This window comes from Mesorhizobium sp. M4B.F.Ca.ET.089.01.1.1 (assembly GCF_004022605.1).
In the GTDB taxonomy this organism is placed as follows: domain Bacteria; phylum Pseudomonadota; class Alphaproteobacteria; order Rhizobiales; family Rhizobiaceae; genus Mesorhizobium; species Mesorhizobium abyssinicae.
Window position 1 is genome coordinate 1 of the sequence record NZ_RZOS01000170.1, and the last position, 11,453, is coordinate 11,453.

Below are 11,453 nucleotides of genomic sequence, written 5' to 3' on the forward strand. Positions count from 1 at the left end.
CATGGATCATGAGGGCAATGTCTCGCCCTGGCTGCAGCTTGCCGAGGACCTTGGCCTCGTCGTGCGCTTCCTGCCGTTCGACGAGAAAAGCTGGCAGGTCGAGGAAGCGGCGTTGAGTGCGCTGCTCTCGGAAAATACGCGGCTCGTGGCGCTGAACTATGCCTCGAACCTCACCGGCTCGATCAACCGGGTGAAGGCGCTGACGGCCGTAGCCAAGCAGGCAGGCGCGCTGGTCTATGTCGATGCCGTGCAGTTCGCGCCGCATGGCCTGGTCGACGTGCAGGCGCTCGGCTGCGATTTCCTCGTCTGCTCGGCCTACAAATTCTTCGGCCCGCACATGGGCATCCTGTGGGGGCGCCGCGACCTCATTGATGCGCTGAAACCCTACAAATGCCGCTGCTCGTCCAACGGCCTGCCGGAACGCTTCGAGCTCGGCACGCCGCAGATCGAACTGATGGCCGGTCTCGGCGCGGCGGTCGATTATTTCGCCGATCTCGGCGCGGCGGCGGGCGAGGGCGGCTCGCGGCGGCAGCGGATCGCCAGGGCGTTCGAAGTGTCGATCGCCTACGAGAACACGCTGGCGCAAAAGCTGATCGACGGCCTGTCTGGCATTGCCTGCCTGACCATCCACGGCATCACCGATCCGGCGCGGATCGGCGAGCGCGTGCCGACCGTGTCCTTTACCGTCGAGGGCATCGCGCCGGAGACGATCGTGCGGCAGATGAACGCCGAAAACATCTTCCTCTGGTCAGGCCACAACTATGCCTGGGAGATCGTCCACCAGCTCGGCATTCCGGCCGGCGAGGGCGTCGTGCGCATCGGCATCGCGCATTACAACACGGCGGACGAGATCGACGAGACGCTGGAAAGCGTGCGGCGGGTCGTGGCCATGCTGAGGCAGCAGCGAGCCTGAGCCACGTTGCTTTCACGCAATTCCGGACGGAAAACCGCTACGCACTTTTCCTGGAATTGCTCATCGCTGCTTGCCGCCAAGGCCGGTCAGGAAAGCAGTGAGGTTGTCGCTGAGCGCGTCGCACAGATAGCCGCCCTCCTGGACGATCACCGTCGGCAGGCCGAGCCCGGCGATGGCCTCGCCGATGCGCGAGAAGCCGGGCGTCGTGACGGAAAGGCCACCAAACGGGTCGCCCTCGAAAGCATCGAGCCCGAGCGCCACGACAAGCGCCTCCGGCGCAAAGGCGCGGATGCGTCGGAAGGCGGTCGCCAGCGCCTCGAGAAACGCAGCGTCGCCGGATTTGCGCGGCAGCGGCAGGTTGAGATTGTAGCCGAGGCCGGCGCCTTCGCCGCGCTCATCCGCATACCCCCAGAAGAACGGATAGAAGCGCACCGGATCGGCATGCAGCGACACCGTGAGCACGTCCGGCCTTGCATAGAAGATACCTTGCGTGCCGTTGCCGTGATGCAGGTCGACATCGAGGATCGCCACACGTGCCGCGCTCCTTCGCAGCACCTGCGCCGCGACCGCCGAATTGTTGATGAAGCAAAATCCCCCGGCGACATCGACGAAGGCATGATGGCCGGGCGGACGGCAGAGCGCGTAGGCCGAAGACGCGCCCGCCATCACCGCTTCGGCCGCCTCAACGGCGCTCCAGGCGCTCCACAGCGAGCTGTTCCAGGTTTCGGCCGAGATCGGGCAGGCTGTGTCCGCCATGTGGTAGCCGGCCTGGCCAACGGCGGACGCAGGATAAGAACCGCCACGGGCGATCGGATGGATGTTCGGGATCACTTCCGCCGAGGCGCCTTCGATACGCTGCCAGCGCTCGAAAATATGCTCGAGGAAGTCGAGATATTCTGGCGTGTGCACCGCCGCGACCGGACCCAGCCCATGGTTCCGCGGCCGTTCGATCGCCGAACCGGCGGCTTTCGCGCCGGCCAGCAATCTCTCGATGCGCTCGGGTTTTTCCGGATTGGGCTGCTGGGCGCCGCTGGAGAGAAAAGCCTTGGGATCGTGGCGCTTCTGTTCCTCGGCATAATAGGTTTTCATGCGCTGTCCTCTGGTGCATCCGCAAAGGCGAAGAAGGCGTCGCCGACGATCTTCTGGGTCTGTTCGTAGCTCGACCAGCCAATGCCCAGCCTTTCATAGAAGGCCTTGGCGGTTTCGTTGTCCGTGTCGACGGAGAGCCTGAGATAGACGCCGCCTGCAGCACGGCATTCCTTCGCCACGCGCCGCAACAGTTTTTCGCCGATCCGGCGGCCGCGAAAGCGGTCCTCGACATAGAGGTCCTGCACATAGACGCCGGGACGTCCCATCCAGGTCGAGAAGATCGGGAAGTGCAGGCAGAGACCAGCGAACTCGCCATCGACCTCGGCGATCAGGGACGAGAAGGCGGGCTTGCCGCCGAAGCCATAGCGGCGAAGATCCTCGACGGTCGAGGTCATCTCCTGATGCGCGCCGGTGTGGGTGCTCATCCGCAGCAGCGCGGCGTGGATGGTCTCGACGTCGTCGACGGTGCCGGGGCGGAGTATCAAAACGCCACCCGGTCGCCGCCCTTCAGCGCCAGCATTGCGCGCGCTTCCGCGGGCGTCGCCACGTCCAGCGACAGGCCATCCAGCACCGAGCGTATGCGCCGCACCTGGTCGGCATTCGACTTCGCCAGTTGCCGCCCATCGTAGAGGCTGTCCTCCAGCCCGACGCGGACATTGCCGCCCATGGCGGCGGCGATCGAGATCAGCGGCATCTGGTGGCGGCCGGCGGCGAGAACCGAGAATTGGTAGCTGTCGCCGAACAGTTTGTCGGCGATGCGCTTCATGTGGATGAGATTGTCGGGATCGGCGCCAATGCCGCCCAAAATGCCGAGCACGAATTGGAGGAACAGCGGCCCGGACGCCAGGCCGCGATCGCGCAAATGCGCCAGCGAATAGAGGTGGCCGACGTCGTAGCATTCGAACTCGAAGCGCGTGCCGCAGCCTTTACCGAGCTTTTCCAGCACCGTCTCCATGTCGGCGAACGTGTTCTTGAAGATCGTGTCGCGGGTAGCCTCGAGCAGTTTCGGCTCCCATTCGTGCTGCCACTCCCGCGGCTTGTCGAGCATCGGGAACAGGGCGAAATTCATCGAGCCCATGTTGAGCGAGCACATTTCGGGCTCGGCCCGGAGCGGTGCGGCGAGCCGCTGGTCGAGGGTCATCAATGAGGAGCCGCCGGTGGTGATGTTGATCACCGCATCGGTCGCCTGCTTGATGCGCGGCAGGAAATGCATGAACACTTCCGGGTCGGCGGTCGGCCGTCCGTCCTTAGGATCGCGGGCGTGCAGATGCAGGATCGAGGCGCCGGCTTCGGCGGCGGAAATGGCGTCCGTGGCGATCTGGTCTGGTGTGACCGGCAGATAGGGCGACATGGACGGCGTATGCACCGAGCCGGTGACGGCGCAGGTGATGATGACTTTTCTCGTCGCCATCTTGTTCTACCCCTTCAGCTTTCGACCGGCAGGTCGAGTTCGGCGGCGAGCGCTGCCAGCGAGTCGCCGATGATGGCGATCATCTCGCCGATCTGCTCGCGCGTGATGATCATTGGTGGCGCGACCATGAAATTGTCGCCGTCGACGCCGCCCTTGACCTTGCGGCCGTAGATGATGAGGCCGCGTTCATAAGCGAGGTCGAGCAGGCGCTGCGTCGCCTTCTTGCCCGGCGCGATCGGCGTCAGCGTCTCCGGATCGGCAACCATTTCGGCGCCGAGCAGCAGACCCTTGCCGCGCACGTCGGCGATGAAGGGAAAGCGCTTTTGCAACGCCCTCAGTTCGCCGATCAGCACGTCGCCCATGGCGGCGGCGTTGGCGATAAGGTCGAGACGACCCATCTCGCCGAGCACTGCGAGCCCAGCGGCGCAGGCGAGCGGATTGCCGGCATAGGTGTGGCCATGCTGGAAGCCGCCGGCGGCAAGCAGCGGCTCGACCAGCCGCTTCGGTGCGGCCAGCGCGCCGAGCGGCGCGTAGCCCGAGCCCAGCCCCTTCGACAGCGCGACCAGGTCCGGCTTGCAGTTCCAGTGGTCGCCGCCGAGGAATTTGCCGGTTCGGCCGGCGCCGCTCATCACCTCGTCATGGATCAGAAGGATGCCGTAGCGGTCGCAGATTTCGCGGATGCGCGGATAGTAGCTGTCGGGCGCGACAAGAGCGGCCGTTGCCGCCCCGCCGACCGGTTCCATGATGAAGGCGAGCACGCTCTCCGGGCCTTCGGCCTGGATCTTTTCTTCGAGCATGTCGGCATAGCGGATGCCGCGCTGTTCCAGCGAAAGGTTGTCGCGGTCGCGCCAAGCCGTCGGCGCCGGCACGGTCGGCATCGCCCGCATCATCGGAAGGAAAGTCTCGGCCAGCGCATCGTCGCCGGTGACCGCGAGCGAGCCGAGCGTGCCGCCATGATAGGAAGGGAAGCGGCCGATCACCTTCCAGCGCTTGGGCTGGCCGGTGGCAACCGCCCATTGCCGGGCAAGCTTGATGCAGGATTCCGTTGCCTCCGAGCCGCCGGAGACGAAGAAGATGCGGTCCATGCCGGCGGGCAGCTTGCCGGCCAGCTCCCGCGCCAGCTCTTCCGCGGGCTCGTTCTCGAAATGCAGCCGATAGGCGAAGGTGGTCTTGTCCATCTGCCGCTTCATGGCGTCGAGCACATTGCGGTTGGAATGGCCGATATTGGCGACCATCGGTCCACTCGATCCGTCGATGAAGCGGCGGCCGTCCTTGGTCCAGAAATAGATGCCCTCGGCACGCTCGACGAGCGGCCGGCGCAGGCTGGACAGATAGAACAGATGCGACGGCGGCCGCGCTTCGGCGTCAGTTGCATTCTGGACTTGCGGTTTCGGCATGTCAGGACTTTCCGAGATAGCGGTCGAGGACATTTTTCGTCACGCGCTCGACCATCGCGTCCTGCCTTAGCAGGCCGGCGACCCATTCGCAGCTTCCGGCATGGAACACTTCGCCCTTGCCGCGCGGGAAATTGACGATCATGCCGTTGCCGCGCTTGACCTTGTCGAGATTGGCGTCGCTGGCTTCGCCGAACAGCGTCTCGGCGGTGAAGCGACCATCCTCGTCGGTGAGGAACTGGTCCTCGATCGGGATGTCCGCGCTTTCCTCGACCTGGCTCGCCATGCCGACCGCCAGCACCTGCAGGCCGTCGGGCGCGCCGCTCTGCTCGGTCGGGTAGGGCAGGCCGCCGCGGATCTCGAAATCCAGCCCGTCGACCTCATAGCCGTAGACATGGCTGTCGGCGCCGAGCAGGTCTCCGTAATAGATGCCGGTGCCGGCGAAGGCCCAGTGTTCGGGGCGATAGACCGGGAAGCCGCGCACGCCGCGCGGCGCGCAGCCGCCCCAGCCGGCATAGACGCCCCTGGTCGCATTGAGGCCGAAGGTTGCCGAACCCGGCCGGCCGATCTCGGGCGCTTCCCAGGAGTTGGTTGCGCGGGTCACGTCGCCGCCGCGATACGCCGGGTCCTCGGCGCGCGCCCGGTATTTGTAGCAGACCTGCCGCCGCCCCTCGTCTTCCAGCCTGGTCTGCCACATGAAGTTGCCGGCAAAGCGTGCCGCGTGGCCGCCACGCTCCACATAGGCGTCGACCGCGTCGCGCATCTCCCAGGTCCAGTATTCGTCATGGCCGACGAAGACGACGCAGTCATAGCCGTCGAGGATATTGGGCGAAAAATGCAATTCGTGCTGGCTGGCGAGATCGATCGCGTAGCCGGCGCGCTCGGCGAAGCGAAAGAAATGGCTGTCATAGCTCGCCCAGCCGGACGAGGCGTATTTCTTCGAATGGCCGGTGGCGAAGGCCCATTCCATGTGCGGATATCGCGGCACGGTCTTCGGCGGCACCGCGATCTCCAGCGGTACGCGCGGGGCCTCCTTCGGCAACACGACGAAGCCGCGGCACCAGGGACGCTGCGTCGACACCATCGTGGCGTATTGGTCCCGGTTCGGGCCGGTGATGCCCTGATAGTGGTTGGAGCCGCCCCAGGTGTTGTAGGCGAGCCAGGTTCCCGTCGCCGCGACCTGCAGCAAGCGGCCGGGTTTCTTGCCGGGCAGGGGCGTGACGATGAAGAGGTGATGGCTCTGGATCGGCGTGCCGTCACGGCCCTCGGCCGTGAGCGTGACGCGGTAGGCGCCGGACGGCCAGGCATCGCCGATGCGGAACTCGAAGGAAGTGTCCCAGCCGCAGCCTTCGACCGAACATTGGACGGGCGTCTCCTGCCAGCGCGCCGCGATGCCGGTTTTTTCGAACACCCTTATTTCGGCGCCGCCGTCGCGAACAATCGTGATGCCGAATTGCGGCGCCGTCGCGCTGACATGCAACGCCACCGTTTCGCCGGGGCGGTACGAAAAACGGTCGCTGTAGCACCAGATCTCGCCGCGCGCGCCGTCCCTGCCGGGCCATTCGTAGTAATGGCCGCGCACCGCCTCGCGGCGCTGCTCGGGCGTCAGCCCGAAATCGGGGAATTCGGTCGGCAGTCGCGTCAATGAACACCTGAAACCAACAGGCCGCCATTGAGACCATTGGCCGGCCAAGCGTCAAATGGAAACGATCGGGCCAGCATCCGCTTGCCCTTGGCCATATCCGGCAAACAGACTATCTCAGTCAGGGCGAAGTTTCAGCGCCGGGAGCCGACATGCTGCGCGTGCAAAAGGTCAAGGTCGACGACATCTATGTGCCCGCCGCGCGCCGCAAGACGCTCCACCCGGAAACCGTCCGCCATCTGGCCGAGGACATTCTCGAAAACGGCATGAAAATGCCGATCCAGGTCCGCCACGACGGCAAGCGCCACATTCTGGTTGAAGGCCTGCACCGGCTGGAAGCCGCCAAATGGCTCGGCGAGACCGAGATCGACGCCTATCTGGTGCAGGCCAAGCGCCACTAACCAATTTCAGCTTCGCTGCAAATTTTCTCGCGGCCATGTCGGCTTGCGCTCTGCCGTCGCGTCCTTGGGGCACAACTGGAGGAGACCAAATGCCCAAGACCCTGTTTTTCGCCATGGTCGCTTCGGCCGTGGCGCTGATTGCCGCGCCAGATGCACAATCCGAGGAGACAAAGCCTGCCATGACCGCTGCCACCAAAGCCGCTGTGAAGCCGGAGAAATCCGGCCTGCTGCCGATCGACGGCCTGAATTACTACTACGCCATCTACGGCAAGGGCGAGCCGCTGCTGCTGCTGCATGGCGGCCTCGGGTCCACCGACATGTTCGCGCCGGTCCTGCCGCAATTCGCCGCGCATCGCACCGTGATCGCCGTGGATCTGCAGGGCCATGGCCGCACCGCGCTTGGCGAGCGGCCGTTCAGCGTCGAAGCGATGGGCAACGACATGGCGGCGATCGTCAAGGCGCTTGGCTACGACCAGGTCGACGTCATGGGCTATTCGCTGGGCGGCGGCGTCGCCTTCCGCATGGCTGTCCAGCACCCGGAGGCGGTGCGCCGGCTGGTGATGGTGTCGACGGGATATGCCACCAACGGCTTCTACGACGAGATGCGCCCGCAGCAGGCGCAGGTGAGCGCGGCCGCGGCCCCGTTCATGAAGGATACGCCGATGTACAAATCCTACGTCGCCGTGGCGCCACATCCGGACGATTTCCCGAGGCTGCTCGACACGCTCGGCGCCTTCATGCGCAACGAGCGCGACTTCTCGGCCGATGTGCCGAAGCTGAAGATGCCGGTCATGCTCGTCTACGGCGACAGCGACATGTACAAGCCCGAGCACGAGATCAAGTTCTTCCAGATGCTCGGCGGCGGCCAGAAGGATGCCGGCTGGATGCGCGAGAACCTGTCGCAGAACCGGCTGGCGATCATCCCCAACCGCACCCACTACGACATCTTTTTCGCGCCGGAACTGCCCGCCACCGCACTGCCCTTCCTCGACGGTGTGACCAAGGTGAAGAGCTGGGACGAGATGCTCGGCGCAACGGAATAGCGGGTCGGCAATCTCACGCGGCCGTCTCCCTGGAGGCGGCCGCATGCTTTTGCACGCGCTGCCATCTGCGCCGGTCGCATCATCGCAAACGATGGCATTCCATAAAAGCTTTTCAATTGACGCAGCGACCCGTCCGGCTACGGTTCCGGCATTCTTCCCGAGCGAACGGATACCGGCAATGACGAAATATCAGGGCGGCTGCCTGTGCGGAGCGGTGCGCTACCGCGCCGAGGTGGCGCCGATCAACGAACGCGTCTGCCATTGCCGGATCTGCCAGAAGGCGATCGGCGCGGCGTTCAACGCGCGGCTGCTGTTTCGCATCGACGACGTGACCGTCGAGGGCGAAGTGGCGACGGTCAACTCCTCGCCGGACCTCAAGCGCGGCTTTTGCGCGGCCTGCGGTGCGACGCTGTTTTCCAGGCGCGATTCCAGAGGCATTCTTGGCATCACCTCGGGCTCGCTCGACGATCCTTCCCTGTTCAAGCCCGACATGCATTTCTGGACGGCCTCGAAGCAGCCCTGGGTACGGTTGGACGACGGCCTGCCGCAATATGAGGGCCTGCCACCCGGGTAGAGTTTTACCTTCTCCCCTTGTGGGAGAAGGTGGCCGAGCGAAGCTCGGTCGGATGAGGGGTGTTCCAGAAGACGCCGACGTCTCATTCCTTCCAGCACCCCTCAACCGTCTCGACGCTGCGCGCCGATCCACCTTCTCCCACAGGGGGAGAAGGGGAAGTGCCTGCACAAAAATTTCATCTTCGATTCACGACATAGCCGGCAAAGCGTCATTGGCGGGCCATCATTGGCTGCCTATCTATCGTGCGCGGGCCGGCATTCGAGGAGGCGACGGATGAGCGAGAGCATCAACACCCTGGACGAGCTTTTGAACGACCCGATGGTCCGGCTCGTGATGGAGCGCGACCGCGTGCAGCCGGCCGAGCTTCGCACCCTGCTCGAGAGGGCTCGCGGCGGCGCGGCTGACGACATGCGCGCCGGCCAGCCGATGGTGCCGCCGGCCCACATGGTCGCCAAGAACTGTTTCCGGCAATGGCTGCGGGTCTAAAGCAATTCCAAGAACAAGCTGAATCCTTTAGTTGGAAGTAGCCGGCAAATAGCTGTAATGGCTGCGGAAATAGGCGATCCTGAAGCCAAGGCGCGCATAGTTGCGATAGGCAGGGCCGTCGCGCTCCTCATGCGGCGCTTCGATGTCGGCGACGAACAGTTTCGCGCCGGCCGCCAGGCCGTCGCGGACCAGCGCTTCGCCAAGCACCGCGTCGAGATCGAAGCTCGGCGCCATGATGCCGGGCACCGGTGCGTCGATGCCGCTCCAGGCCGCGCCGTCGGCGCCGATGAACAGCGAGCGCACCGCCACCACCGCGCCGTCCCGCTTCAGCATGTAATGATGCCAGCCCTTGCGGCCGACCAGCGCCAGCAGCCAGGGTGAGGTCGCCAGCCGATACTGACGGTCGATGAAGCCGGCCCATTCCGCCGCCGTTGATTTCGTAACGCGCTCGACAGCAACCCCGTCGGCCGCGAAGAGCGGCTCGGATGGCAGTGGCTCCGCTTCGCGATAGATACGCTCCCAGCCGCCCTGGCGCTGCAGGCCGCGCGCTTCGAGCCAGCATCTGAGCCGGGAAGGTTCGGTGTGCGGATTGACGTAGAACCAGGGCCGCGAAATGCCGGCAGCGCGGTAATGCGCCAGCAGCGTGTCGAGCTGGCTTTCGGTAGCCGGGCTGTCGACGCCGAGATTCTTCACGCAGTTGAAATGGATGAACGGGATCGTCGTGCAGGTCGTCCAGGCGAGGTCGCCGTCTGCCGCCATCGAAAGCCCTTGCTGCGCGGCGAAATCGGCCGGCGCCGCGGCGTAGAGGTCGAGCCAGGCACTGACCTCGGCGCGCTCGATGGCGCGGCTGAAATCGCCTGACACATCCTCGATCGCGATGGCCGGCGGATGCGGCACCGGCACTATGACGGGTTCCAGTTCCGACAGGGCGGACGACATGGCTTCTCCTCCCGAAAGCCTAACCTTACGATGTAAGATTAGTGGAGGATAATATCATGGCGAGGCTTGTCAAGCAGGATGTGGGAAACACCGTTGCCCCGAGGACATTCCGATGATGCCGCCGGCGAGCCGCCATTTATCCCTAACAAGTTGATTCAAACTTTATTGGTAATTTCTCGTTAGGAATCGGATCTGCCGGTGGCAATCCGCCCTCGGCCTGTTTTGTTTTGTGTACAGGTCCAGATGCGGTTCTCAGGCGTCGTCAGTTTTGTGCTTGCATCGCTGTGCCTTGCCGGCTGCTCGTCCACATCGGGCATGGACGCCTTGCAGGTGCCGTCCAACGAAACCACCAGTTCCGTCGTCAGGCCGCGCGCGCCCGTCGCGGCGGCCGAGGCCACGGCCGAAACGGAAACAACAGTCGAGACCACATCGATGGCAGGCGACGCGCGCATGCGGCCGCCGGAGCCGGTGGCCGACGACAATGCGCCTCCGTTCAGTCTTGCCGAGGAAGAGACGGTCGCGTTCCCCGCGCCGAACCTGCCCGACAACGTCGAGCCGCCGGTCCAGCCGGCAGCCCTTATGGCAGCGCCGAAGCGCCTGTCGCGGGCGGCGCCCGCGATGCTGGCCGGTCCCGTCACCCGCTATGGCTTCCGCGATGCCAAGCCGATCAATTTCGGCCGCGCCTCGCCCCGGCACCTTGCCGTGCACGGCGTCGACGTTTCGCGCTGGCAGGGCAACGTCAACTGGGAAAAGCTGCGCGCCCAGGGCGCCAACTTCGCCTACATCAAGGCGACCGACGGCGGCGATCATCTCGACCCGATGTTCAGGACCAACTGGCGCAACGCCGACGCTGCCGGGCTGAAGCGCGGCGCCTATCATTTCTTCTACTGGTGCCGCACCGCCGGCGAGCAGGCCGACTGGTTCATCCGCAATGTGCCGCGGGTCGAGGGCGCGCTGCCGCCGGTGATCGACGTCGAATGGAACGGCGAGTCGTCCTGCAAGCGGCGGCCGTCGCGCGACACGGTGCTGCAGAAGATGCAGGTGTTCATGGACAAGCTTGAACGCTATTACGGCCAGCGTCCGATCATCTACACCAGCCCCGACTTCTACCGCGACAACCTGCGCGGCGCCTTCCCCGATTATCCGTTCTGGCTGCGCGCCGTGGCGCGCCATCCGTCAAAGGTCTATCCCGGCCGCAAATGGGTGTTCTGGCAGTATTCCGGCTCCGGCCTGTCGCACGGGGTGAGGGGCCGCATCGACCTCAACGTCTTCCATGGCGACGAGCGCGCCTGGCGAGCATGGGCCGGCGGACAGACGACCGTCGCCGACGCGGACTGAGCGTTCTCGGCTGGCGCGAATACCGGCAGGCCGCCGTCGTCCCATCCCCCGGCGGCATTTTCAGTGATTTGCTAAGGATCCACTCACCTTTTTCCTTAGTGGTCCTGCAATGCCCGGCTGGTAACATCCGCGTGATCATGCATGCCGCGCGCAACACCGCGCGGCCCAGCATGAATGGGCATGGAGGGGTCGATGCGCAATCCGGTTCTGGCAATCGTCTTCG

12 protein-coding genes are annotated in these 11,453 nt (G+C 65.0%); 6 read left to right on the forward strand and 6 right to left on the reverse strand.

The window, feature by feature from the left end:
- Positions 1-913, forward strand: a 913-nt coding sequence (locus tag EN780_RS17375) for a cysteine desulfurase-like protein (RefSeq protein WP_128274816.1), incomplete at its 5' end; no start/stop codon positions are given.
- Between the two features lie 60 nt (positions 914-973).
- On the opposite strand, the gene EN780_RS17380 is transcribed toward EN780_RS17375, so the two are convergent.
- From EN780_RS17380 to EN780_RS17400, 5 genes are read right to left on the reverse strand one after another with little or no spacing between them, the layout of a single operon-like run.
- Positions 974-2,002, reverse strand: coding sequence for a histone deacetylase family protein (locus EN780_RS17380; RefSeq protein ID WP_128274817.1), 1,029 nt, complete (start codon positions 2,000-2,002; stop codon positions 974-976).
- Positions 1,999-2,427 (reverse strand): GNAT family N-acetyltransferase, encoded by a 429-nt coding sequence (locus EN780_RS17385; RefSeq protein WP_127286618.1) that lies wholly within the window; start codon positions 2,425-2,427, stop codon positions 1,999-2,001. The genes EN780_RS17380 and EN780_RS17385 overlap by 4 nt, the downstream gene beginning before the upstream one ends.
- 56 nt (positions 2,428-2,483) lie before the next feature.
- Positions 2,484-3,413, reverse strand: a complete 930-nt coding sequence (locus tag EN780_RS17390; RefSeq protein ID WP_127286617.1) for a 3-keto-5-aminohexanoate cleavage protein — start codon at positions 3,411-3,413, stop codon at positions 2,484-2,486.
- Positions 3,414-3,427: 14 nt separating this feature from the next.
- Positions 3,428-4,810 (reverse strand): aspartate aminotransferase family protein, encoded by a 1,383-nt coding sequence (locus tag EN780_RS17395; protein ID WP_127309555.1) that lies wholly within the window; start codon positions 4,808-4,810, stop codon positions 3,428-3,430.
- A gap of 1 nt (position 4,811) precedes the next feature.
- Positions 4,812-6,452 (reverse strand): N,N-dimethylformamidase beta subunit family domain-containing protein, encoded by a 1,641-nt coding sequence (locus EN780_RS17400; RefSeq protein ID WP_128274818.1) that lies wholly within the window; start codon positions 6,450-6,452, stop codon positions 4,812-4,814.
- 149 nt (positions 6,453-6,601) lie between these two features.
- Here EN780_RS17400 and EN780_RS17405 point away from each other — a divergent pair, with 149 nt between their 5' ends.
- The 4 genes from EN780_RS17405 (at position 6,602) to EN780_RS17420 (ending at position 8,953) form a co-directional block, all read left to right on the forward strand.
- On the forward strand, positions 6,602-6,850 hold the full coding sequence (locus EN780_RS17405) for a ParB N-terminal domain-containing protein (protein ID WP_126054808.1): 249 nt from the start codon (positions 6,602-6,604) through the stop codon (positions 6,848-6,850).
- 89 nt (positions 6,851-6,939) lie between these two features.
- Complete coding sequence (locus tag EN780_RS17410) at positions 6,940-7,893, forward strand: alpha/beta hydrolase (RefSeq protein ID WP_128274819.1); 954 nt, start codon at positions 6,940-6,942, stop codon at positions 7,891-7,893.
- Positions 7,894-8,071: 178 nt separating this feature from the next.
- The gene (locus EN780_RS17415; protein WP_127422084.1) at positions 8,072-8,467 is read left to right on the forward strand and encodes a GFA family protein; all 396 of its coding nucleotides are present in this window, start codon (positions 8,072-8,074) and stop codon (positions 8,465-8,467) included.
- 273 nt (positions 8,468-8,740) lie between these two features.
- On the forward strand, positions 8,741-8,953 hold the full coding sequence (locus EN780_RS17420; RefSeq protein ID WP_127287011.1) for a hypothetical protein: 213 nt from the start codon (positions 8,741-8,743) through the stop codon (positions 8,951-8,953).
- A 27-nt stretch (positions 8,954-8,980) separates the two neighbouring features.
- Here the strand turns inward: EN780_RS17420 and EN780_RS17425 are convergent, their stop codons facing one another.
- Positions 8,981-9,892 carry a hypothetical protein gene (locus tag EN780_RS17425; protein ID WP_127391160.1) on the reverse strand — a complete coding sequence of 304 codons (912 nt, stop codon included), beginning with the start codon at positions 9,890-9,892 and terminating at the stop codon, positions 8,981-8,983.
- Between the two features lie 243 nt (positions 9,893-10,135).
- On the opposite strand from EN780_RS17425, the gene EN780_RS17430 reads away from it, so the two are divergent.
- A complete protein-coding gene (locus EN780_RS17430; protein WP_128274820.1) occupies positions 10,136-11,230 on the forward strand; it encodes a GH25 family lysozyme in 1,095 nt (364 codons plus the stop codon).
- Positions 11,231-11,453: the final 223 nt, after the last annotated feature.

What these genes read in the sequence shown, in the direction of transcription:
- EN780_RS17380 (WP_128274817.1), bottom strand. Translation starts at nt 2,002, where the DNA reads ATGAAAACCTATTATGCCGAGGAACAGAAGCGCCACGATCCCAAGGCT.
- EN780_RS17415 (WP_127422084.1), top strand. Translation starts at nt 8,072, where the DNA reads ATGACGAAATATCAGGGCGGCTGCCTGTGCGGAGCGGTGCGCTACCGC.
- EN780_RS17395 (WP_127309555.1), bottom strand. Translation starts at nt 4,810, where the DNA reads ATGCCGAAACCGCAAGTCCAGAATGCAACTGACGCCGAAGCGCGGCCG.
- EN780_RS17390 (WP_127286617.1), bottom strand. Translation starts at nt 3,413, where the DNA reads ATGGCGACGAGAAAAGTCATCATCACCTGCGCCGTCACCGGCTCGGTG.
- EN780_RS17420 (WP_127287011.1), top strand. Translation starts at nt 8,741, where the DNA reads ATGAGCGAGAGCATCAACACCCTGGACGAGCTTTTGAACGACCCGATG.
- EN780_RS17410 (WP_128274819.1), top strand. Translation starts at nt 6,940, where the DNA reads ATGCCCAAGACCCTGTTTTTCGCCATGGTCGCTTCGGCCGTGGCGCTG.
- EN780_RS17425 (WP_127391160.1), bottom strand. Translation starts at nt 9,892, where the DNA reads ATGTCGTCCGCCCTGTCGGAACTGGAACCCGTCATAGTGCCGGTGCCG.
- EN780_RS17385 (WP_127286618.1), bottom strand. Translation starts at nt 2,427, where the DNA reads ATGAGCACCCACACCGGCGCGCATCAGGAGATGACCTCGACCGTCGAG.
- EN780_RS17430 (WP_128274820.1), top strand. Translation starts at nt 10,136, where the DNA reads ATGCGGTTCTCAGGCGTCGTCAGTTTTGTGCTTGCATCGCTGTGCCTT.
- EN780_RS17405 (WP_126054808.1), top strand. Translation starts at nt 6,602, where the DNA reads ATGCTGCGCGTGCAAAAGGTCAAGGTCGACGACATCTATGTGCCCGCC.